Annotated in this window: 19 protein-coding genes and 1 riboswitch; of the genes, 14 read left to right on the top strand and 5 right to left on the bottom strand. The window is 69.5% G+C overall.

Annotated elements, in window-relative coordinates:
- Positions 1–208: 208 nt before the first annotated feature.
- From ACIRQP_RS31200 to ACIRQP_RS31155, 10 genes are all read left to right on the top strand, one after another.
- The gene (locus tag ACIRQP_RS31200) at positions 209–817 is read left to right on the top strand and encodes a CDP-alcohol phosphatidyltransferase family protein (RefSeq protein WP_403895839.1); all 609 of its coding nucleotides are present in this window, start codon (positions 209–211) and stop codon (positions 815–817) included.
- Between the two features lie 113 nt (positions 818–930).
- The gene (locus ACIRQP_RS31195; RefSeq protein WP_403895836.1) at positions 931–3,426 is read left to right on the top strand and encodes a sugar phosphate nucleotidyltransferase; all 2,496 of its coding nucleotides are present in this window, start codon (positions 931–933) and stop codon (positions 3,424–3,426) included.
- A gap of 110 nt (positions 3,427–3,536) precedes the next feature.
- On the top strand, positions 3,537–4,466 hold the full coding sequence (locus tag ACIRQP_RS31190; RefSeq protein ID WP_403895833.1) for a DUF881 domain-containing protein: 930 nt from the start codon (positions 3,537–3,539) through the stop codon (positions 4,464–4,466).
- Positions 4,463–4,795, top strand: a complete 333-nt coding sequence (locus ACIRQP_RS31185) for a small basic family protein (RefSeq protein WP_023543062.1) — start codon at positions 4,463–4,465, stop codon at positions 4,793–4,795. The genes ACIRQP_RS31190 and ACIRQP_RS31185 overlap by 4 nt, the downstream gene beginning before the upstream one ends.
- A gap of 5 nt (positions 4,796–4,800) precedes the next feature.
- Complete coding sequence (locus ACIRQP_RS31180) at positions 4,801–5,589, top strand: DUF881 domain-containing protein (protein WP_403895830.1); 789 nt, start codon at positions 4,801–4,803, stop codon at positions 5,587–5,589.
- A gap of 130 nt (positions 5,590–5,719) precedes the next feature.
- The gene (locus tag ACIRQP_RS31175; protein WP_403895859.1) at positions 5,720–6,556 is read left to right on the top strand and encodes an FHA domain-containing protein; all 837 of its coding nucleotides are present in this window, start codon (positions 5,720–5,722) and stop codon (positions 6,554–6,556) included.
- Positions 6,557–6,572: 16 nt separating this feature from the next.
- The gene (locus tag ACIRQP_RS31170; RefSeq protein ID WP_403895828.1) at positions 6,573–7,310 is read left to right on the top strand and encodes a MerR family transcriptional regulator; all 738 of its coding nucleotides are present in this window, start codon (positions 6,573–6,575) and stop codon (positions 7,308–7,310) included.
- A gap of 53 nt (positions 7,311–7,363) precedes the next feature.
- Entirely contained in the window at positions 7,364–7,837 is a 474-nt protein-coding gene (locus ACIRQP_RS31165) for a bifunctional nuclease family protein (RefSeq protein ID WP_006123076.1), read from the top strand.
- A gap of 178 nt (positions 7,838–8,015) precedes the next feature.
- A complete protein-coding gene (locus ACIRQP_RS31160; RefSeq protein ID WP_030353031.1) occupies positions 8,016–8,585 on the top strand; it encodes a MerR family transcriptional regulator in 570 nt (189 codons plus the stop codon).
- A gap of 47 nt (positions 8,586–8,632) precedes the next feature.
- A complete protein-coding gene (locus ACIRQP_RS31155) occupies positions 8,633–10,189 on the top strand; it encodes a DNA polymerase IV (protein WP_403895825.1) in 1,557 nt (518 codons plus the stop codon).
- On the opposite strand, the gene ACIRQP_RS31150 is transcribed toward ACIRQP_RS31155, so the two are convergent.
- Positions 10,084–10,482: a PRC-barrel domain-containing protein gene (locus ACIRQP_RS31150; RefSeq protein ID WP_403895822.1), complete on the bottom strand. Its 399-nt coding sequence runs from the start codon at positions 10,480–10,482 to the stop codon at positions 10,084–10,086. The two genes, ACIRQP_RS31155 and ACIRQP_RS31150, sit on opposite strands and share 106 nt — an antisense overlap.
- Before the next feature lie 123 nt (positions 10,483–10,605).
- A riboswitch (glycine riboswitch) is annotated at positions 10,606–10,703 on the top strand.
- A 177-nt stretch (positions 10,704–10,880) separates the two neighbouring features.
- Here ACIRQP_RS31150 and gcvP point away from each other — a divergent pair.
- On the top strand, positions 10,881–13,766 hold the full coding sequence (gene gcvP / locus ACIRQP_RS31145; RefSeq protein WP_403895820.1) for an aminomethyl-transferring glycine dehydrogenase: 2,886 nt from the start codon (positions 10,881–10,883) through the stop codon (positions 13,764–13,766).
- 131 nt (positions 13,767–13,897) lie between these two features.
- Here gcvP and ACIRQP_RS31140 read toward each other — a convergent pair whose 3' ends face one another.
- Together ACIRQP_RS31140 and ACIRQP_RS31135 are read right to left on the bottom strand one after the other, a co-directional pair.
- Positions 13,898–14,104: a DUF5999 family protein gene (locus tag ACIRQP_RS31140; RefSeq protein ID WP_030353035.1), complete on the bottom strand. Its 207-nt coding sequence runs from the start codon at positions 14,102–14,104 to the stop codon at positions 13,898–13,900.
- A gap of 429 nt (positions 14,105–14,533) precedes the next feature.
- On the bottom strand, positions 14,534–15,142 hold the full coding sequence (locus ACIRQP_RS31135) for a hypothetical protein (protein ID WP_403895817.1): 609 nt from the start codon (positions 15,140–15,142) through the stop codon (positions 14,534–14,536).
- Between the two features lie 503 nt (positions 15,143–15,645).
- Between ACIRQP_RS31135 and ACIRQP_RS31130 the strand changes: the two genes are divergently transcribed.
- Positions 15,646–17,169: a glutamate--cysteine ligase gene (locus ACIRQP_RS31130; protein WP_403895814.1), complete on the top strand. Its 1,524-nt coding sequence runs from the start codon at positions 15,646–15,648 to the stop codon at positions 17,167–17,169.
- A 40-nt stretch (positions 17,170–17,209) separates the two neighbouring features.
- Here ACIRQP_RS31130 and ACIRQP_RS31125 read toward each other — a convergent pair whose 3' ends face one another.
- A complete protein-coding gene (locus tag ACIRQP_RS31125; protein WP_403895811.1) occupies positions 17,210–19,012 on the bottom strand; it encodes a substrate-binding domain-containing protein in 1,803 nt (600 codons plus the stop codon).
- 182 nt (positions 19,013–19,194) lie between these two features.
- Between ACIRQP_RS31125 and ACIRQP_RS31120 the strand changes: the two genes are divergently transcribed.
- Positions 19,195–19,995, top strand: coding sequence for a CPBP family intramembrane glutamic endopeptidase (locus ACIRQP_RS31120; protein WP_403895808.1), 801 nt, complete (start codon positions 19,195–19,197; stop codon positions 19,993–19,995).
- An 84-nt stretch (positions 19,996–20,079) separates the two neighbouring features.
- Here ACIRQP_RS31120 and ACIRQP_RS31115 read toward each other — a convergent pair whose 3' ends face one another.
- Positions 20,080–20,901 (bottom strand): PhzF family phenazine biosynthesis protein, encoded by an 822-nt coding sequence (locus ACIRQP_RS31115; protein ID WP_403895805.1) that lies wholly within the window; start codon positions 20,899–20,901, stop codon positions 20,080–20,082.
- Positions 20,902–21,040: 139 nt separating this feature from the next.
- Between ACIRQP_RS31115 and ACIRQP_RS31110 the strand changes: the two genes are divergently transcribed.
- Positions 21,041–21,670 (top strand): PadR family transcriptional regulator, encoded by a 630-nt coding sequence (locus ACIRQP_RS31110; protein WP_403895803.1) that lies wholly within the window; start codon positions 21,041–21,043, stop codon positions 21,668–21,670.
- The last annotated feature ends 86 nt before the right edge of the window (positions 21,671–21,756 follow it).

Here is a 21,756-nt window from a genome sequence, read left to right as displayed (position 1 = left end):
TACTGCAGGGGGGACCCTGTGGGAGAGTAGGACGCTGCCGAACAATTGTTGTGGGAATGCCCTGCACCTTCTGGTGCAGGGCATTTCTGCGTTCTACGGACGTCCTCGCCTCGCCTCCCCCCCCCCAATACCCCCCTGCGCTCGTGTGCCGGCGCTGAGGGTAGGGTCAGGAAGCATCGTTGGCACGTTCCACACAGGAGGCCCCCGGGTGGAGGTCCAGGAGACTCGCGTTCAGACGGACCGGGTGCTCACCATCCCCAACATCCTCAGCATGGCTCGCCTCGTCGGCGTACCGCTCTTCCTGTGGCTGATCCTGCGCCCCGAGTTCGGCGGGCCCAAGAGTGATGGCTGGGCATTGCTGGTGCTCATGTTGAGCGGCGTCAGCGACTATCTCGACGGCAAGCTCGCCCGCCGCTGGAACCAGATCAGCAGCCTGGGGCGACTTCTCGATCCCGCGGCCGACCGGCTCTACATCCTTTCCACCCTGGTTGGCCTCACCTGGCGGGAGATCCTGCCCCTCTGGCTCACCGTGGCCCTCCTGGCCCGGGAACTGATGCTTCTGGTCATGGTGGCCATCCTTCGTAGGCATGGCTATCCGCCTCCCCAGGTGAACTTCCTCGGCAAGGCGGCTACCTTCAACTTGATGTACGCCTTCCCGCTCCTGCTCCTCAGTGACGGAAGCGGCTGGCTTGCGTCACTCGCTGAAGTTTTCGGATGGGCGTTCGCCATCTGGGGTACAAGTCTGTATTGGTGGGCAGGGATCCTGTATGTGGTCCAGGTCCGTCGGCTTGTCAGGGCGGACAACGTGGCCGACTGAGCTCGTCGATGTGGTGCCGCGCAGTGTCGCCGGCCCGCGCCCGACGTCAATGGGGCCTCTGTCCAGACGGGTGAAGTCGGCGAGACCGTCTCTTCAAGGAGGACGCTTCCGACATGAAGGCTGTCGTGATGGCCGGTGGCGAAGGTACTCGACTTCGCCCCATGACCTCAAGCATGCCCAAGCCGCTCCTGCCGGTCGTCAATCGGCCGATCATGGAGCATGTGCTGCGGTTGCTCAAGCGCCATGGGCTCAGTGAGACCGTCGTAACCGTGCAATTCCTCGCCTCTCTCGTCAAGAACTATTTCGGTGACGGTGAAGAGCTGGGCATGGAACTGACCTATGCCAACGAGGAGAAGCCGCTCGGCACCGCGGGGAGTGTGAAGAACGCGGAGGAGGCACTCAAGGATGATGCCTTCCTCGTCATTTCCGGTGACGCGCTCACCGATTTCGATCTGACCGATCTCATCGCCTTCCACAAGGAAAAGGGCGCACTGGTGACGGTGTGTCTGACCCGGGTGCCGAATCCACTGGAATTCGGGATCACGATCGTGGACGAAGAGGGGAAGGTCGAGCGCTTCCTGGAGAAGCCCACCTGGGGACAGGTCTTCTCGGACACCGTGAACACGGGCATCTACGTGATGGAGCCCGAGGTCTTCGACTATGTCGAGGCCGACGTGTCGGTGGACTGGTCCGGTGATGTCTTCCCTCAGCTGATGAAGGAGGGCAAGAAGGTCTACGGCTATATCGCCGAGGGCTACTGGGAGGACGTCGGCACGCACGAGAGCTACGTCAAGGCCCAGGCCGATGTGCTCGAAGGCAAGGTCGACGTCGATATCGACGGCTTCGAGATCTCGCCGGGTGTGTGGATCGCCGAAGGCGCCGAGGTCCATCCCGACGCCGTCCTGCGCGGGCCGCTGTACATCGGTGACTATGCCAAGGTCGAGGCCGACGCGGAGATTCGCGAGCACACCGTCGTCGGATCCAATGTCGTCGTCAAGACCGGCGCGTTCCTCCACAAAGCCGTCGTCCACGACAACGTCTACATCGGGCAGCACAGCAATCTGCGTGGCTGCGTGATCGGCAAGAACACGGACATCATGCGCGCCGCCCGGATCGAGGACGGCGCGGTCATCGGCGACGAGTGTCTCGTCGGCGAGGAATCGATCATCCAGGGCAATGTGCGGGTCTACCCGTTCAAGACCATCGAAGCCGGTGCCTTCGTCAACACCTCGGTGATCTGGGAGTCCCGAGGGCAGGCGCATCTCTTCGGCGCGCGTGGGGTCTCCGGCATCCTGAACGTCGAGATCACGCCAGAAGTCGCCGTGCGGCTCGCGGGCGCCTACGCCACGACGCTGAAGAAGGGCTCCACCGTCACCACGGCGCGTGACCACTCACGTGGTGCCCGTGCGCTCAAACGCGCCGTGATCTCGTCGCTGCAGTCCAGCGCCATCGATGTACGGGACCTGGAGAATGTCCCGCTGCCCGTCGCCCGGCAGCAGACAGCCCGGGGCAGCGCCGGTGGCATCATGATCCGTACCTCGCCCGGGGTGCCGGACTCCGTGGACATCATGTTCTTCGACGAGCGCGGCGCCGACCTGTCGCAGGGCGGCCAGCGCAAGCTGGACCGGGTGTACGCGCGTCAGGAGTACCGCCGCGCGTTCCCCGGGGAGATCGGCGATCTGCACTTCCCGGCCAGCGTCTTCGACTCGTACACCGGCTCGCTGCTGCGCAATGTCGATACGACCGGGATCGCGGAGGCCGGGCTCAAGGTCGTGGTCGACGCGTCCAACGGCAGCGCTGGGCTCGTGCTGCCCAGCCTCCTGGGCCGGCTCGGGGTCGACGCGCTGACCATCAACCCCGGCCTCGACGAGTCCCGGCCGACCGAGACGGCCGAGTCGCGCCGTTCGGGCCTGGTCAGGCTCGGTGAGATCGTCGCCTCCGCGCGGGCCGCGTTCGGGGTGCGGTTCGACCCCGTCGGTGAGCGGCTGTCGCTGGTCGACGAGCGGGGCAGGATCATCGAGGACGACCGCGCCCTGCTGGTGCTGCTCGATCTGGTCGCGGCCGAGCGCCGCAGCGGCCGGGTGGCGCTGCCCGTGACCACGACGAGGATCGCCGAGCAGGTCGCCGCGTACCACGGCACGCAGGTGGAGTGGACGACCACCTCGCCGGACGATCTGACCCGGGTGGGCCGTGAGGAGACCACGATCTTCGGCGGTGACGGGCGCGGAGCCTTCATCGTGCCGGAGTTCAGCAGTGTCCTGGACGGTACGGCCGCCTTTGTGCGGCTGATCGGTCTGGTGGCGCGTACGCAGCTCACGCTGAGCCAGATCGACGCCCGTATCCCGCGTGCCCATGTGCTGCGCCGGGACCTGGCGACGCCCTGGGCCGTCAAGGGTCTGGTCATGCGTAGCGTCGTCGAGGCGGCCGGAGACCGGCAGGTCGACACGACGGACGGGGTACGAGTGGTGGAGGCGGACGGCCGCTGGGTGATGGTGCTGCCCGACCCGGCCGAGGCCGTCACTCATTTGTGGGCGGAAGGCCCCGATGACGCGTCGGCGCAGGCGCTGCTCGACGAGTGGTCGTCGGTGGTGGACAGCGCAGGTCATTAGGGCCCTTCGCGGGTGTGACACCGGTGTGCCGTACGGCGTGATCGGCCGCCGCACGGCGCGCCGGTGGGGCCATTCGGCGGTAGCGCCCCCGACGTGCGACGATGTGCGTCATGTCGCAGCAGCCCCCCTTTCGGAGCACCGGCTCTCCGCCGCCGCGCCCCGACGCGTCGATGTCGCTGCTGAACAATGTGATGGACCACAGCCTCGATGAGGGGTACGCGGAAGCGGCGGCCCGCAGGGACGCGGAGGAAGGCGGGCTGCCGCGCACGCTCAAGGCGAAGCTCGGCCTCGCCGCGGGTCTGGTGCTGGCCGCTCTCGTGGTCACCGTCGGCGCGGCCCAGGCGCGGATCTCTGCGCCCGTGGTGGCCAAGGAGCGCGAGGAGCTCATCAGCCGGATCGACGAGGAGACCGCCACGGCGGACACGCTGGAGAGCACGGTCGAGAAACTCCGCGCCGAGGTGGGCGAGCGCCAGCGCGCGGCCCTGCGGGCTCACGGCGGCGACCAGGGCGAGCTGGTCGCTCTGCTCGCGGGTGCGACGCCGGTGCACGGGCCGGGCGTGCAACTCGTGGTGGACGACGCCAAGGACACCGAGTCCGATGGCGGCGGGCCGCGGGAGAGCAGTGACTTCTCCGATACGGGCCGGGTGCGCGACCGCGACATGCAGCGCGTCGTCAACGGGCTGTGGGAGTCGGGGGCGGAAGCGATCGCGATCAATGGGCAGCGGCTGACCTCGCTGTCCGCTATCCGGGCCGCGGGCGACGCCATACTGGTCGACAACAGGCCGCTGGTGCCGCCGTACACGGTGCTCGCGGTGGGGGACGGGAAGAAGCTGAGCACCGCGTTCCAGGACAGTGCCGACGGTCAGTATCTGCACGCGCTCCAGGAGAACTTCGGTATCCGCACCAGCATTTCGGATCAGGACGAGGTGCGTCTGCCTGCCGCGCCGAGCCTGATCGTACGTACAGCAGAGCCGATGCCCGCCGACGCCGGGAAGGGCAACGGACAGGGCGCGGCCAACACCGGGAAGGGCACATCGTGATCGCCGTACTGGGCCTCGTCGTGGGAGTCGTGGTCGGATTGTTGGTCCGGCCCGAGGTGCCGGCGGTGGTCGAGCCCTATCTGCCGATCGCCGTCGTCGCCGCGCTCGACGCGGTCTTCGGGGGACTGCGCGCCATGCTCGACGGGATCTTCGTCGACAAGGTCTTTGTCGTCTCGTTCCTGTCGAATGTGGTCGTGGCCGCACTGATCGTGTTCCTGGGCGACAAGCTGGGCGTGGGCGCCCAGTTGTCCACCGGCGTGGTGGTCGTGTTCGGTATCCGTATCTTCTCCAACGCTGCCGCGATCCGCCGGCACGTGTTCCGGGCGTGAGGCCGATGAGCGGCGGAGAGACCCCCAGGGACGAGAACGGTACGGGTAACCCGTCGGAGCCGGAGCGCCAACAGCTCACCGGCCGCCAGCGGCTGGCCGCGGGGCTGTGGCCGCCGAGGGTCACCCGGGCCCAGCTGATCGTCGCCGTCCTGCTGTTCGTGCTCGGACTCGGGCTCGCCATCCAGGTCACGTCGAACAATGACGACAGCGCGCTGCGGGGTGCCCGTCAGGAGGACCTGGTGCGCATCCTCGATGAACTCGACAACCGTACGCAGCGTCTTGAGGATGAGAAGCAGCGTCTCGACGCCCAGCGCACCGAGTTGGAGACCAGCTCGGACCAGGCCGAGGAGGCACGCAAGCAGACGCGCGAGAAGGAGCAGCAGCTGGGTGTCCTGGCCGGCACGGTCGCGGCGCAGGGGCCCGGAATCACGCTGACCATCAGCGACCCCAGCGGCACGGTCGAGCCGGACATGCTGCTCGACGCGATCCAGGAACTGCGGGCGGCGGGCGCCGAGGCCATCCAGGTCAATGACGTCCGGGTGGTCGCCGATACATACTTCTCGGGTACGGGAGGTGACGTGCAGGTGGACGGCAAGGCGGTCACGGCACCGTATGACTTCAAGGTCATCGGCAAGCCACAGGATCTGGAGCCCGCCCTCAACATTCCGGGCGGAGTGGTCCAGACGCTGGAGAAGGAGCAGGCCACAGCCACGGTGACGCGTGCTGAGAAGATCATTGTGGATGCCTTGCGACCGGCGAAGCGTCCTGACTACGCTCGGTCGTCGTCGCAGTGAGGCGGGGGCGCATGGCAGTAGCCGTACGCGGGCATGAGGTTGCGGGGGGTCGGCGCACGATCAGCGTGGTGCGTGGTGGAAACTGTCCGGTGGATACGGACGTTGTCAAGATGTCCGGGTCGGCAGGTGTATTCATTCAGGGTTCGTCCTGCCCCACGGGCGGGTCTGTTTCGGTCAAGGGGAATCGCCCGTGAAGTTGTTTGCGAAGTTGTTCGGCAAGAGCGCACGCGAGGAGGGCGGCTCCGCCCGCCATCGCGCATCGCGCCATGGCCAGAGCGAGGAGCCGGGCGGCGAGCGCCCGCTCTTCCGTGACCAGGTGGGTGGCGAGGCGCCCGGCGCGTCGTCTGTTGACCCTGCCGGTCCCGGCCGCATAGGTTTTGAGGACTCATCTGTCCCCGGGGGGCAGTCGCGGCAGGAGGATCCCTCTATGTCGGCCTTGCCTGTTTGTACGAGGTGCGGACACCGGAACGCCGAAGCCAGTCGGTTCTGCTCCAACTGTGGCGCGCCGCTGCGGGGCGCGGCGCCCGCGGAGCGCGCTTCGGAGACGACCTCGACGATCTCCATCTCGGGCCTTGAGGCGTACGACTCCGAGGTGACCGGCCAGACGTCGCTTCCCTCGCTCACGCCGGAGGCGCAGGCGGCGGTCGACGCGCTGCCGATGGGATCGGCGCTCCTGGTGGTGCGCCGCGGTCCGAATTCGGGCAGTCGCTTCCTGCTGGACGGTGAGCTGACCACGGCCGGCCGCCATCCGGAGAGCGACATCTTCCTGGACGATGTGACGGTGTCGCGGCGCCATGTGGAGTTCCGCAGGGGCGCCGACGGCCGCTTCACCGTCTCGGACGTGGGCAGTCTGAACGGTACGTACGTCAATCGTGAGCGGATCGATTCGGTCCTGCTGGCGAACGGCGACGAGGTCCAGATCGGTAAGTACCGGCTGGTCTTCTACGCGAGCCAGCGGGGCGTGTGACCCTCAGGGAAGGTCCATGCTGCGCACACCGAAGGGCGGTGCCGGATCCGGCACCGCCCCCACGGGCGAGCCGCTGCTGAGCATCGGCGCGGTGCTCGCCAGGCTGCGGGACGAGTTTCCCGGCATCTCCATCTCCAAGATCCGGTTTCTGGAGGCGGAGGGCCTGGTCGAGCCGGACAGGACCCCCTCCGGTTACCGGAAGTTCAGTCCCGGGGATGTCGAGCGGCTGGCCCGGGTGCTGCGGATGCAGCGGGACCACTATCTGCCCCTGAAGGTCATCAGGGAGCAGCTGGACGCCCTGGGGCGCGGCGAGCACGTCCAGATGCCGGGCCCCCAGCGGGGGCCGCTGAGTGTAGTCCCGGATGCGGAGCCCGGGGTTCCGACCGCCGCGCGTATCGGCCGTGACGAGCTGCTGGCCGCCGCCGGAGTTGGTGAGAGCCTGCTCGACGAGTGGGAGTCGTACGGCCTCATCACGCCGTTGACGGACGGCGGCTATGACGCCGGTGCCGTCACGGTGGCCCGGCTCGTCTCGGATCTCGGACGATTCGGTCTGGAACCACGGCATCTGCGGGTCATGAAGGCGGCCGCGGAACGCGAGGCCGGGTTGGTCGAACAGGTCGTCTCGCCGCTGCGCCGGCACCGTAATCCGCAGACCAGGGCCCGTGCCGAGGAGACCACCAAGGAGCTGGCCGCGCTCTCCACGCGGCTTCACGCGGCTCTGGTCCGGACCGCTCTCGGGGTCCGGCCGGACTGATCATGGGGGAGTCCGACTACCCAAACCTGCCGGGCACGTCCTAGGGTTGCTGTGTGAACGAGCTCGACGTTGTGGGTGTCCGGGTGGAAATGCCCTCCAACCAACCGATCGTGCTCCTGCGTGAAGTGGGAGGCGACCGGTACCTCCCCATTTGGATCGGACCGGGGGAGGCGACCGCCATTGCCTTCGCCCAGCAGGGCATGGCCCCGGCCCGGCCGCTGACCCATGATCTCTTCAAGGACGTGCTGGAAGCGGTGGGCCAGGAGCTCACCGAGGTCCGGATCACGGACCTGCGTGAAGGGGTCTTCTACGCGGAGCTGGTCTTCGCGAGCGGGGTCGAGGTGAGCGCCAGGCCGTCCGATGCCATAGCGCTCGCGCTGCGCACGGGCACGCCGATCTACGGCAGTGACGGGGTTCTGGACGATGCCGGCATCGCCATCCCGGATGAGCAGGAGGACGAGGTGGAGAAGTTCCGCGAGTTCCTCGATCAGATCTCTCCGGAGGACTTCGGGACCAACAGCCAGTGAGCGGCCGGTGAGCGCTGCGCCGGGCTTTGTCAGCGCATTCGGTCAGCCTTTCCCCGAAAGGGGCACGGGAAACCACACTCAGGGTGATTATCACTCGGCGTGGCGAGTGTGGCGATCGTTGACGCACCCCGGGTGACTGCCTACCTTCGACAGGGCAGGTCAAGGACGGAGGGTCGGCGTGAGAAGCAGCGGCGACAGTACGGCGGCGGGCGGTCCGTATCCGCTTCACGGCAGTGCCCCCGACCCCGGCGCGGAGACGGTCGGATACCGGGGCCCGACCGCGTGCGCGGCGGCGGGGATCACGTACCGCCAGTTGGACTACTGGGCACGCACGGGACTCGTCGAGCCGAGTGTGCGCCCGGCGTACGGGTCGGGCACCCAGCGGCTCTACAGCTTCCGGGATGTGGTCGTCCTCAAGATCGTGAAGCGGTTCCTGGACACCGGGGTCGCCCTGCAGAACATCAGGGCGGCGGTCCAGCATCTGCGGGCGGGCGGCTTCCAGGATCTGGACCGGGTGACGCTCATGAGCGACGGCGCGACCGTCTACGAGTGCTCCTCGCCCGACGAGGTGGTGAGCCTGCTCCAGGGGGGCCAGGGGGTCTTCGGGATCGCGGTCGGTGTGGTGTGGCGGGATGTCGAGGCCGCGCTGTCCCAGCTCCATGGGGAGCGGATCGACACCGGCGAGACGCTGATCGGCAACAACCCCGCCGATGAACTGGCCAGACGGCGGCGGGACCGGGCTGTCTGACCCGCGTCTCCGGCCGATTGTCAGTGGCGTGAGGGAGCATCGGTGATGTGAGATCCGCGCCGACGATCCTGCATCTGGACATGGATGCCTTCTTCGCCGCCGCCGAGCAGGCGGCGAAGCCGAGTCTGCGCGGAAAGCCGGTGGTGGTCGGCGGTCTGGGCCCGCGTGGGGTGGTCTCCACGGCCTCGTACGAGGCGCGACGCTTCGGGGTGCACTCGGCGATGCCGATGGCCCAGGCGAGGCGTCTGGCGCCCAACGCCGCCTATCTCGTGCCGCGCTTCGCGCTCTACCGCGCGGTCAGCGAGCAGGTGATGGAGCTGGTGGGGAGGCTCTCGCCGCTGGTGGAGCCGCTGAGTCTGGACGAGGCGTTCGTGGACCTGGAGGCGGGCGGCTCGGCCGACGACACCGCTTCGGCGCTGGCGGCGGGTGAGAGGCTGCGCAGGGAGATCAGGGCGGTGACGGGGCTCAGTGGTTCGGTGGGGCTCGCGGGATCCAAGATGCTGGCGAAGATCGGCTCCGAGCAGGCCAAGCCGGACGGCCTTGTGCTCATCGAGCCGGGTACGGAGCGCGCGCTGCTGGGGCCCATGTCGGTGCGTACGCTGCCCGGGGTCGGGCCGGCGACGGGGGACCATCTGCGCCGGGCGGGCATGACCACGGTCGCCGATCTGGCCGGGGCGGGTGAGGACGAGCTCGTACGGCTGCTGGGGAAGGCGCACGGCGCCTCGCTGTACCGCATGGCGCTCGGACGTGACGACCGGGCCGTGGTGTCCGAGCGCGATGCCAAGTCCGTGTCGGTCGAGGACACCTTCGATGTCGATCTGCACGACCGGGTCAGGGTGCGCACGGAGGTGGACCGGCTCGCGGACCGGTGCGTGGAGCGGTTGCGCGCGGCCGGGCGCTCGGGGCGGACCGTCGTCCTCAAGGTGCGGCGGTACGACTTCTCGACCCTGACCCGCTCGGAGACCCTGCGCGGGCCCACGGACGACCCGGGGGTGGTGCGGGAGGCCGCGGGGCGGCTGCTGGAGTCGGTGGACACCACGGGCGGTGTAAGGCTGCTCGGGGTGGGTGTGACGGGGCTCGCGGACTTCACGCAGGAGGACCTCTTCGCCCAGGCGGCGGCCGACGAGGCAGCCGCCTGGGCGCACGCGTCGGCGGACGGGCGCGAGCGCGAGCCGGTGGGTGCGGACGCGGCGGGGACCGCGGGTGCGGGCGCGGGAGGGGCGGTCGGTGACGGGACCGCGGCGCCCGGGGCGGCCGGGCGCGGCGGCGGTGGGCCCGCGGAGATACCGGAAGCGCCCGCCGAGCGGCGTTTCCCGGCGGGACACGACGTACGCCATCGGGAGTTCGGTGCGGGCTGGGTGCAGGGCAGCGGGTTGCGGAGGGTCACCGTACGATTCGAGGAGCCGGGGTCCGCGCCGGGGCGGGTACGGACCTTCTGGGCCGACGACCCCGATCTGGAGCTCTCCGAGCCGCTGCCCCTGGTGCCAGGGGAGGCGGGTCAGTCGTCCTGGCCGGCCAGCCGACCGAAGTCGCGTTCGGAGTCACGGTCGGACAGGGACGAGGGCCGTTCGGGTGGCTCGGGGTCCGGAAGGGCCAGGCCGTAGTGGTGGTAGAGCTGGAGTTCCTGGTCGGGGGAGAGATGCCGGCCGACACCGAAATCGGGGGCGTCGCGGATCAGCGCACGCTCGAACGGGATCCGCAGACCGTCCTGGGACAGTGTGCTGGGGGCGAGGGGGACGAAGGCGTCGCGACTGAAGAGTCCGGTACGGACGGCGGCCCACTCCGGGATCCCGGTGGCGTCGTCGAGGTACACCTCGTCGACTGTCCCGAGCTTATGGCCGTTGCGGTCGAACGCCTTGCGGCCTATCAGACTGCGCGGATCAATGTCGGTCTCCACGGTCCCTCCAACTGGTCGCAACTGGTCGCAACTGCTTGTGAATACTACAAAAGTGCAGATTTCGGACGTCGGCCACTCGAAAGTTGTGCCGAGGGCCGCGCTGGTAGGCTGGCAAGCGGCTGCTGACCCCGTGCGGGAGAGTCCTCCGGAGAGATGGCCGGAGGCGCCGAAGGAGCAAATCCTCCCCGGAATCTCTCAGGCCCCCGTACCGCACGGACGAGGTCACTCTGGAAAGCAGGGCGGGCGTCGGACGGCATCCGCTCTCACCGACGGTGAAAGCCGGGCTGCCTCCGGGCGGGCCGGTGAAGCTCTCAGGTCGAGATGACAGAGGGGGAGGCCGTTCGGGCACCCGTGTCTCGGTGCCCCTCACAGGTCGCGTCGACCAGGAGGCCTCCGCAATGACCGTCAACCGCATTCCGCTCTCCCAGCTGGAGCGAGGCACCCCCTTCGAGCAGCGCCACATCGGGCCCGACGCGCCGGCGCAGGCGAAGATGCTGGCGCAGGTCGGCTACGGCTCGCTCGACGAGCTGACCGCCGCCGCGGTGCCGGACGTCATCAAGAGCACGGAGGCTCTGCGGCTTCCGGGGGCACGCACCGAGGCCGAGGTGCTGGCCGAGCTGCGCTCCCTCGCGGACCGCAATCAGGTGCTCGCGCCGATGATCGGGCTCGGCTACTACGGCACGTACACGCCGTCGGTGATCCTGCGCAATGTCATGGAGAACCCGGCCTGGTACACCGCGTACACGCCGTACCAGCCGGAGATCTCCCAGGGCCGGCTGGAGGCGCTGCTCAACTTCCAGACGGTCGTGGCCGAGCTGACCGGGCTGCCGACCTCGGGGGCCTCGCTGCTGGACGAGGGCACCGCGGCGGCGGAGGCCATGGCGCTCGCCCGCCGGGTCGGCAAGGTCAAGGGCGGTGTCTTCCTGGTGGACGCCGACGCGCTGCCGCAGACCATCGCCGTGATCGAGACCCGCGCCGAGCCGACCGGTGTCGAGGTCGTCGTCGCGGACCTGAGCGAAGGAATTCCGGCCGAGGTCGCCGAGCGCGGGGTCTTCGGAGTGCTGCTCCAGTACCCGGGCGCCTCGGGGGCCGTACGGGACATCAGGCCCGTGGTCGAGCAGGCGCACGGCCTCGGCGCGATCGTCACCGTCGCCGCCGATCTGCTCGCGCTGACGCTCCTCACCTCACCGGGTGAGCTGGGCGCCGACATCGCGGTGGGCACCACCCAGCGCTTCGGGGTCCCGATGGGCTTCGGCGGACCGCACGCCGGATTCATGGCCGTACGCGAGAAGTTCGCGCGCAGCCTGCCGGGCCGGCTCGTCGGGGTCTCCGTGGACGCCGACGGCAACAAGGCGTACCGGCTGGCGCTCCAGACCCGCGAACAGCACATCCGCCGCGAGAAGGCCACCAGCAACATCTGTACCGCGCAGGTGCTGCTCGCCGTCATGGCCGGGATGTACGCGGTCTACCACGGCCCCGAGGGGCTGCGGTCCATCGCACGCCGTACCCACCGCTACGCCACGCTGCTCGCCGAGGGGCTGCGTGCCGGCGGCGTCGAGATCGTGCACGGCGCGTACTTCGACACGCTGACCGTCCGCGTCCCGGGCCGCGCCGCCGAGATGGTCGCCGCCGCCCGTGAGGGCGGGGTCAATCTCCACCTGGCCGACGCCGACCATGTCTCCCTCGCCTGTGACGAGACCACCGGCCGTACGCAACTGGCCGCCGTGTGGACGGCCTTCGGTGTGAGCGGGGACATCGAGGCGCTGGACGCGGCCACCGGGGACGCGCTGCCCGGCGCGCTGCTGCGGACCGACGACTATCTGACGCACCCCGTCTTCCACCAGTACCGTTCCGAGACCGCGATGCTGCGCTATCTGCGCCGACTCGCGGACCGTGACTACGCGCTGGACCGCGGCATGATCCCGCTCGGCTCCTGCACGATGAAGCTGAACGCGACCACGGAGATGGAGCCGGTCACCTGGCCCGAGTTCGGCGCGCTGCACCCCTTCGCGCCGGCCGAGCAGGCGCAGGGCTATCTGACGCTGATCAGGGAACTGGAGGAGCGGCTCGCCGAGGTCACCGGCTACGACGCGGTCTCCCTCCAGCCCAACGCCGGTTCGCAGGGCGAACTCGCGGGCCTGCTCGCGGTACGGGCGTACCACCGGGCCAACGGCGACACGGGACGCACCGTCTGTCTCATCCCGTCCTCCGCGCACGGCACGAACGCGGCGAGCGCGGTGATGGCCGGCATGAAGGTCGTCGTCGTCAAGACCCGCGAGGACGGCGATGTCGACGTCGAGGACCTGCACGCCAAGATCGCCCGGCACGGTGCCGAGTTGGCCGTCCTGATGGTCACCTACCCGTCGACGCACGGGGTGTTCGAGGAGCACATCGGTGACATCTGCGCGGCCGTGCACGACGCGGGCGGCCAGGTGTACGTCGACGGCGCGAACCTCAACGCGCTGGTGGGGCTGGCGAAGCCGGGCAGGTTCGGTTCCGACGTGTCGCATCTCAATCTGCACAAGACGTTCTGCATCCCGCACGGCGGCGGCGGTCCCGGCGTCGGCCCGGTAGGGGTACGGGCCCACCTCGCCCCGTATCTGCCCAACCACCCGCTCCAGCCCGCGGCCGGGCCCGAGACGGGTGTCGGCCCGATCTCGGCGGCTCCGTGGGGCTCGGCCGGCATTCTGCCGATCTCCTGGGCGTATGTACGGCTGATGGGCGGCGAGGGCCTCAAGCGCGCGACGCAGGTCGCCGTGCTCGCCGCCAACTACATCGCCAAGCGTCTGGAGCCGCACTACCCGGTGCTCTACACCGGTCCGAACGGACTGGTGGCCCACGAGTGCATCGTGGATCTGCGGCCGCTCTCCAAGGCGACGGGCGTCAGCGTCGACGACATCGCGAAGCGGCTGATCGACTACGGCTTCCACGCGCCGACAATGTCGTTCCCGGTGGCGGGGACCCTGATGATCGAGCCCACCGAGAGCGAGGACCTGACCGAGATCGACCGCTTCTGCGAGGCGATGATCGCGATTCGCGCGGAGATCGAGAAGGTCGCGTCGGGTGAGTGGGCCGCGGACGACAACCCGCTGTGCAACGCCCCGCACACGGCCGCCGCGTTGGGCGGTGCGTGGGAGCACGCCTACAGCCGCGACGAGGCGGTCTTCCCCGCCGGGGTCTCGGCGGCGGACAAGTACTGGCCGCCGGTGCGCCGTATCGACGGTGCGTTCGGCGACCGCAATCTGGTCTGCTCCTGCCCGCCCTTGGACGCGTACGACAACTGACGCCTACGTCCTGTCCGGCCGGACAGGGCCTACGGGCTCGCGGGGCCGGACATGCGTCGGGGCCGGTGCGGAGGAAGGTCTCCGGGCCGGCCCCAGTCATTCCGGCGGCGTTCGGACGCCGCCGGGCGGCGTCAGGCCGCCGTCACCACCTGTTCGGTCCGCAGCGGCCGGTGCGGGGCGATGATCTTCCCGTCGGGCAGCAGTTCACCGGTGTCTTCGAAGAGCAGAACGCCATTGCACAGCAGACTCCAGCCCTGCTCCGGGTGGTGAGCCATCAGTCGGGCGGCGTCGCGGTCGGCGGAGTCGGCTGTGGGACAGGCTGGTTGGTGCTGGCACATGGGCGAGTTCTTTCGCTGTGTCGTAGTGAGTGTCCTGCGGCTCGATGTGGTCATGGCCGCCCCCCGTATTCTGTCTGGTCCAGTCCTAGGTCGTGTCTGACACATCCCGCCTGGCCTCCGGGCGGACGGCGCTATTTATCAGACACGCCCTAGTGTTGCCCTACGGACGGCAATCCGCAGGGATTTCGCGGCAGCGCTTCCTTCTGCTCAAGGACGTGTCACCCAGCCGGATGGTTCAGTTCAACTTGACCATCTTTTTGGGTGGTTCGGGGTGGCCGAACCGGGCCAGGCCGGGCTCGCCCTTCGGGTGGACGGCGCTACTTTCAGGACACGCCCGGGGCTGGATGGACAGAAAGGTACCCCGCGACCATAGCGGCCGCGGGGTACGGGAGGATTACGCGACGCGGGCGCGCTGCCCGCGCTCCGGTTTCACGCCGGTGTACGCAGGAGTGGCGCGGGCGCGAGCCGCATTCCGATCATGGGCAGCAACTCGGCGACCAGGTGTGGACGGTGGGCCGCGATGCCGGGCGGGGCCGGCGCGAGAGGCACCAGGATGTCGGCCGGCGCGGGGGACCCCGTGGAGGCGTCCGCTTCCGTGTCCCCGTGCAGCCAGAGCGTCAGCATGTAGAGCTCGGGCACCGAGAGCAGCCGGGGCTGGTACGCGGTCCCCAGGGTCTCCGCTTGCCGTACCGCCCGCTCCGTCGCGGTGACGTACGGGCCCTCGAAGAAGCGCGAGAAGGCCCAGCCGTCCGCGGTGAGCATCGTGTCCGCGGCGGCGATGGCGCGGTCACCGCTGCGGATCAGGAAGCGCCAGCCGGCCAGCCTGGTGCGTGGCGTACGTCCCTCGGGGGCGGTCGCCCGAACTGCCGGGCTGACGTGGTCGAGCACATGGACAGGCAGCGGGAGTTCTGGGCTCAGCGGCCCCTGGACGGACTGCAGAGCGGGGGTGCGGGCATCGCGCACGGCGGTAGGGGAACCGAGTGCCGCGAGAACGCTGCGCAAGGCGGGCGCGGGAGCCGGGGGAACATGCAGATGCATGGTGGGTTGCCTCTCACTCAGGAGACAGGGGTGACGCTTGAGGTGGAGCATGGGCGGGTGCGGACGTCGCTGTCAGCGTGCGGGGTCAGAGGTGGGCGCATGGCTGTACGGCCGATGCCGACTCTCTGCCTCGTATACGGGAGTTTATACGACACGTGTTCGTGCCATGTTTCTGCTAGCTGTCCCGCATATTGCGGACAAGGCACTATTAAGTCCATCTCCTGCGTAGTTTCTGCTGATAAGCGTGGAACGCAGGCGTCTGGCCTGGGGCGTTTCATCCGGCGCGGACGGCCGAAACTCGTCGGCGTTTTTCGCGGCCGGTCGGGCAGTGGATACAGAACGCCACGCCATGCCAAAGGAATGTGCCGCACGACCGATGTCCACACTCTACTCGGTACACGGCGTCGGCGGGGCGTTACGGATCACTCCGTGTGGGCATTATCGATCGTGACGCGAGCGCCCGGTGCCGCGGGCTGCCCACTCGATCGAGGAGGGACACTTCGATGGGTGAGAAGGTCGAGGCGGGCGGTTCCGGACTGTCCGATCGCCAGAAATACCGCAGAAAGCTGCAGCAGTGCCTGGCGGTGCTGGGGCGACTCCTGGCGGAGGAGGGGTTCGATCGGCCCAAGAATCTGATGGGTCTGGAGATCGAGCTGAATCTCGCGGGCTCCGACGGGATGCCCCGGATGACGAATGCCGAGGTGCTGAAGCGTATCGCGAGCGGTGATTTTCAGACCGAACTCGGAATGTTCAACATGGAAGTGAACGTGGCTCCGCACCGGCTGGCCGGACGGGTTCTCGACCAGCTCGCCGAGGAACTCCGTACCGGCCTCGGATATGCCCACCGCAAAGCGAGTGAGGTCGATGCGGGGATCGTGATGATCGGAATTCTCCCGACCCTCACCCGGCATGACGTGGTCTCCGCGAATCTCTCCGACGTCGACCGCTACACCCTGCTCAACGAACAGATGCTGGCGGCCAGGGGCGAGGATTTCACCCTCGACATCGAAGGGGTCGAGCGGCTCACATGCACCTCGTCGTCGATCACTCCGGAGGCCGCCTGCACCTCCGTGCAGCTCCATCTCCAGGTGACGCCCGACCGGTTCGCCGATGTGTGGAACGCGGCCCAGGCCATGGCATCGGTGCAGGTGGCACTCGGTGCCAACGCGCCGTTCCTGTTCGGCCGGGAGCTGTGGCAGGAGTCCAGGCCGCCGCTCTTCGAACAGGCCACCGACACCCGGCCGCCGGAGCTGAAGGCTCAGGGGGTACGTCCCAGAACCTGGTTCGGGGAGCGCTGGATCGACTCCGCGTACGACCTCTTCGAGGAGAATCTGCGCTACTTCCCGCCGCTGCTGCCGATCTGCGACGACGAGGACCCGATGCGGGTGCTCGACAGTGGTGGGGTGCCGGAGCTCCAGGAACTCGCACTGCACAACGGCACGGTCTACCGCTGGAACCGGCCGGTGTACGAGGTCGCCGACGGCGTACCGCATCTGCGGGTGGAGAACCGCGTCCTGCCCGCGGGCCCCACCGTCACCGACGTGATCGCCAACACCGCCTTCTACTACGGGCTGGTGCGCGCGCTCGCGGAGGACGCCCGGCCGGTCTGGAGCCGGCTGCCCTTCGCCGACGCGGCGGCCAACTTCGACCTCGCCTGCCGCCATGGCATCGACGCGGAGCTGCGCTGGCCGCGCCCCGGCCGGGCCTCCGGTCTGACGACCGTGCCGGTGGTGAAGCTCGTACGCGACGAACTGCTGCCGCTCGCCGCCGCCGGTCTGGACGCGTGGCAGATCGAGCCGGCGGACCGTGACTTCTATCTCGGGGTGATCGAGGAGCGCTGCAAACGGCGGATGAACGGAGCCTCGTGGCAGGTGGACACCTTCCACCGGGCGCTGGAGGCCGGGCTGGAACGGGACGCCGCGCTGGCGGCCACCACCCGCCGCTACTGCGAGCTGATGCACCGGGGCGAGCCGGTGCACAGCTGGCCGCTGGGGTTCCGGGGGTCCCCCGCCGACGGGATCGGCTGAGCCGTGCCGTACGCCCCGGCGCCCCGTCGGCGGGCCGTACTCAGGGCCGGCCGGCCGCCGTCGAGTCGGGGCCGGTCAGTCCGGCCGACAGCATGACCGCCCGGAGCAAAACGGCCTGGATCTCGGCGGGATCGCTCACCTCGTAGCCCGCGCCTCCGGTGGCCCTGGCGATCGTGTCGACCTCGTTCCGGTCGGCGTCCGGGCCCACCGCGATCGCGATCAGCGGTACCGGGCGGCGGCGGTCCACGACGGTCTTCAGCCGCTTGATCAGTTCGGCCCGTGAGATCGAGTCGTCGTCCTTGTTGGAGCCGTCGGTGAGGATGACGAGCGCGTTGAACGTGCCGCTGACGTACGTGGCCACCGCTTCCCGGTAGGCGGCCAGTGTCGTGTCGTACAGACCGGTGTCGCCGCCCGGGACGGGCTTGAGCGCGGTGAAGGCATCCGAGAGCCGGTCCCGGTGGGTGCCGCCGCCCTTCACCGGCTCGCCCAGCGGGGCCGTTTTCTCCAGCTCGCGGTAGTCCTTGGCGCCGTCCAGCCGGGTGGAGAACTCCCACAGGCCGATCTCGTCCTCGGGGGTGAACCCCGCGAGAGCCCGGAGCAGCGAGGCTTTCGTGACATCCATCCGGCTCTGGCCGCCCCGGCCGGGCACGGCCGCCGCCATGGAACCCGAGGTGTCCACGACCGTCGTCAGCCGGGCGCTGCGCACCGTCACCGTCCACAGGCCGAGCGCCCACTGAAGCGACTCCGAGGACGGCGGTCCCGCGTCGTTCCCGTCGTACGGCTGGGGGGAGAGGCCGCCCGCCGTACGCACCAGGGTGGGGTTCGGCGCGGTGTCCGCCACCCGGAAGCCGTGCTCCTGGAGCGTGCGGTACGCGGCCTCGTCGCCGAGCAGCGCCATGAACCGCATGGCGGCGCGGCTCTGGTCGGTGGTCAGCTCCGTCTCGTCGACGAGGCTGTACGGGTAGTCGAGTACGGGCGCGCCGTCCGTGGGATAGAAGAGATTGAGGTTGGCGGCGCCGCTGCTCGCGGAGTTGTGGGCGAACGCGGCCTGTTCGGAGAGCAGCACCGCCTCATTGCGGCGGGGGCTGCCCCTCTCCGCGCCCGAGTCGTCCTGTGCCAGCGTCTCCAGCACATGCGTGTCGGTGCCGGAGACGTGCTGGGTGAGGAGTTCGGCGGTGGCGGCGGTACGGGTGTCGCCGTCGGCGCCCTCCCGCCGCGAGGACTCGGCGATGCTGCTGAGCGCGAGCAGCCCCGTGGCACTGTGGGCGGGGTCGCCCGAGCCGAGCAGCAGCCCGTCGCCGCCGGTCGCCGTCGCGGCCACCTCCGCCCATGTATAGCTCTTGCGGGGCCACCCCAGGGCGCGCGCGGTCGTGGGGACGGTGGCCAGCGTCACCGGAGAGAGGGCGACCGTACCGGCCGGGGTCAGTGAGACGCCGTCGCCCAGTCCCTTGGCACGCTCCACCCAGATGTCGGAGTCGGGCACCCATACCTGGTACCCGGGTGTCCCGGAGCCGTCGGCGAGCACGGCGGCGATCTGGTGGTTCTCGCGTGCCTCGACCCGTACGTCGAGACAGTGGCCGTCGGTGGTCACCCGGTCCCGTCGCGCGCGGTCCGCGATGGCGCGCAGCGCGGGGGCGATATCGGGGGAGGCCGCCAGGTCCAGCCGTACCGGAGCGTCCGCGCAGGGGTCCGCGAAGGAGAGGAGACCGCTCTGTGCCGCCACCCCCGTCCCCGCCGCCACGGCCAGGACCAGCGCGGTGGCGATGGAGACGGTACGACGACGCGGTGAACGGGCCCTGCCCGTACCGGTCGCCTTCGCGTCGGGCAAGCTGTGACGTCCCATGGCAGTGGCGCCCCTCCTTCATGAAGGGTGTACAAGGGCTGGAAGAGTGGACGAGAACGGGCCTCGCCACGCGAACGGCGAATTGCTCCCCCGGCCTGTCGCGCGCGATCTTCGTACCTGCATTCGAGACCCTAGCGGCACCGCGTGAGGCATGAGGCGGGATTACCCAACTGGAGGCAGGTGTGCAGGCGGAGGCGGGCCAGGAGGACGGTTTCCAACCCCGGGAGGCCATCTCACGCGGGACGTTGCGGTCCGAGACGGTACTCGTACTGGCGCTCTCGCTCGGCGCGAGCGGAGTGTCCGCGCTGATCAGCTTTATCGGCTCGCTGACCAGACCGGAGGCGCTGAGCGACCAGGCGGCGAAGCTCAACACGTCGGCGGCGCCCGGCCGGCCGTGGCTCGACCTCACCTGGCAGCTCTTCGGGATCTGTACGGCGCTGGTACCGGTCCTGCTGGTGGCGCATCTGCTGACGCGGGAGGGCAGCGGGCTGCGCGCCATCGGCTTCGACGGCCGGCGGCCCTGGCCCGACCTGGGGCGCGGCACACTGATCGCGGCCGGTATCGGGAGCGCCGGGCTGGCGTTCTATCTGGCGATGCAGGAGGCGGGCTTCAATCTGACCGTGGAGCCGGAGTCGCTGCCCGACGTGTGGTGGAAGTTTCCGGTGCTGATTCTCTCCGCGGCGCAGAACTCCGTGCTGGAGGAGGTCATCGTCGTCGGGTATCTGCTGCGCAGACTGGGTCAGCTGGGATGGTCGCCGATGGCCGCGCTGGTGGCCAGCTCGGTGCTGCGCGGCTCGTACCACCTGTACCAGGGGATCGGCGGCTTCATCGGCAACATGGTGATGGGCGTGGTGTTCGTACTGCTGTACCGGCGCTGGGGGCGGGTCGGGCCGCTGGTGGTGGCCCACACACTGCTCGACATCGGGGCGTTCGTCGGATATGCGCTGCTGGCCGGGAAGGTGGGCTGGCTGCCCACGGTGTAGCTCCGCGTCCATTGTCCGCGTCCGGCGGATGAGGTGGTGAAGGGGCGTACGGGATGTTCATGTCCGTACGCCCCTTCCGCCGTCTCAGGGGGAGCTGAGCAGCTCGCCGTCGATGACCGTCACCGCGCGGCCGGTGAGCAGGGTCCGTTCGCCCCGCAGCGAGGTGTGGACGAGGCCGGTACGGGCGGAGACCTGGAGGCCGGTCAGTTCGGTACGGCCCAGTCGCGCGGACCAGAACGGGGCGAGCGCCGTATGGGCGCTGCCGGTCACCGGGTCCTCGTCGATCCCGACGCCGGGGAAGAAGCCGCGGGAGACGAAGTCGTAGCCCAGGCCCGGGTCCCCGGCGACGGCGGTGGCGATGATGCCGCGCCGGGAGAGAGCGGCGAGCGACGCGTGGTCGGGGGTGAGCGCGCGTACGGCCCGCTCGTCGGAGAGTTCGACCAGCAGATCGCCGATGTGCTCCGAGGTGTCGTGGACCGCGACCGGCGCGGCGCCCAGCGCGGACGCGAGCCCGTCCGGGACCGGTACGGGCGTCAGCGAGGACGTCGGGAAGTCGAGGGTGAGCGAGCCGTCCTCGTGCGCGACGGCACCGAGGATCCCGGAGCGGGTGGCGAAGCGCAGGGCGCCGCTCGCGCGTCCGGTGGAGCGCAGCACATGCGCGGTGGCCAGTGTGGCGTGGCCGCACAGATCCACCTCGGTGGCCGGGGTGAACCAGCGCAGCGCCCAGTCGGCGTCGCCGCCGGGCGGCAGCGGATGGGCGTAGGCCGTCTCCGAGAGGTTCACCTCGGCGGCGACCCGCTGGAGCCAGCCGTCGTCCGGGAAGCCGGCGGAGTCCAGGATCAGCACCCCGGCGGGGTTGCCCGTGAAGGGGCGGTCGGCGAAGGCGTCGACGATTCGAATACGCATGGGCGGAGCGTAGAGCGCACGGAAAGCCGCAGGCCAAGGCCAATCGGGGAACCGCGGCCCGATAGTGCTTGCCGAGTGAGCTATTCCGATATATCGTTGACGCATCGCGACAGATCAACGATGTAAGGAGTGAGTAGCGATGCGTTCACATGGACATGACCATGGACACGAGCGGGAGCACGGACACGGTCCGGGGCCCGGCAACTGCGGACCCGGTCACCTGGGCCGGGGCGACTTCGAGGGGCGGCGCGGGGCCTTCGGCCCGTTCGGGCCCGGCTTCGGCGGACCCTTCGGCGGCGGTGGCCGCGGGCGTGGCGGCGGCAGGGGACGGGCGCGGCGCGGTGATGTACGCGCGTCGATCCTGGCCCTGCTGAAGGACCGGCCCATGCACGGATACGAGATGATCCAGGAGATCGGCGAGCGCAGCGGCGGGGCCTGGCGCCCCAGCCCCGGCTCGGTGTACCCGACGCTCCAGCTGCTGGAGGACGAGGGGCTGATCACCAGCCAGAGCGAGGGCGGCAAGAAGCTGTTCACGCTCACCGAGACCGGTCGCACGGAAGCCGAATCGGGACCCGAGGCCCCGTGGGAAGAGGCCGGCCGGGGCATCGACTGGGACACGATGAACGAGATCCGTCAGGCCGGCTTCGGGCTGATGGAGGCGTTCGGACAGGTCTGGAAGACCGGCACGCCCGAGCAGCGCCAGAAGGCTCTGGCGGTGATCACCGAATCACGCAAGAAGCTCTATCTGATCCTCGCCGATGAGGACTGAGCGCGCTTCGGCGCGTGGCGGAGGCCCTGCGGTCAAGCCTGTACCCGAGGCGCCGCGGGGCCTCTTCGTGTCCCCGCCCGCCGCGC

Origin of the sequence: Streptomyces sp. NPDC102274, assembly GCF_044766385.1 — a bacterium.
Taxonomy (GTDB): Bacteria; Actinomycetota; Actinomycetes; order Streptomycetales; family Streptomycetaceae; genus Streptomyces.
This window is presented reverse-complemented; position numbering and strand designations above follow the sequence as displayed.

What these genes read in the sequence shown, in the direction of transcription:
- ACIRQP_RS31115 (WP_403895805.1), bottom strand. Translation starts at nt 20,901, where the DNA reads ATGCGTATTCGAATCGTCGACGCCTTCGCCGACCGCCCCTTCACGGGC.
- ACIRQP_RS31140 (WP_030353035.1), bottom strand. Translation starts at nt 14,104, where the DNA reads ATGTGCCAGCACCAACCAGCCTGTCCCACAGCCGACTCCGCCGACCGC.
- gcvP (WP_403895820.1), top strand. Translation starts at nt 10,881, where the DNA reads ATGACCGTCAACCGCATTCCGCTCTCCCAGCTGGAGCGAGGCACCCCC.
- ACIRQP_RS31195 (WP_403895836.1), top strand. Translation starts at nt 931, where the DNA reads ATGAAGGCTGTCGTGATGGCCGGTGGCGAAGGTACTCGACTTCGCCCC.
- ACIRQP_RS31180 (WP_403895830.1), top strand. Translation starts at nt 4,801, where the DNA reads ATGAGCGGCGGAGAGACCCCCAGGGACGAGAACGGTACGGGTAACCCG.
- ACIRQP_RS31110 (WP_403895803.1), top strand. Translation starts at nt 21,041, where the DNA reads ATGCGTTCACATGGACATGACCATGGACACGAGCGGGAGCACGGACAC.
- ACIRQP_RS31170 (WP_403895828.1), top strand. Translation starts at nt 6,573, where the DNA reads ATGCTGCGCACACCGAAGGGCGGTGCCGGATCCGGCACCGCCCCCACG.
- ACIRQP_RS31190 (WP_403895833.1), top strand. Translation starts at nt 3,537, where the DNA reads ATGTCGCAGCAGCCCCCCTTTCGGAGCACCGGCTCTCCGCCGCCGCGC.
- ACIRQP_RS31130 (WP_403895814.1), top strand. Translation starts at nt 15,646, where the DNA reads ATGGGTGAGAAGGTCGAGGCGGGCGGTTCCGGACTGTCCGATCGCCAG.
- ACIRQP_RS31125 (WP_403895811.1), bottom strand. Translation starts at nt 19,012, where the DNA reads ATGGGACGTCACAGCTTGCCCGACGCGAAGGCGACCGGTACGGGCAGG.
- ACIRQP_RS31135 (WP_403895817.1), bottom strand. Translation starts at nt 15,142, where the DNA reads ATGCATCTGCATGTTCCCCCGGCTCCCGCGCCCGCCTTGCGCAGCGTT.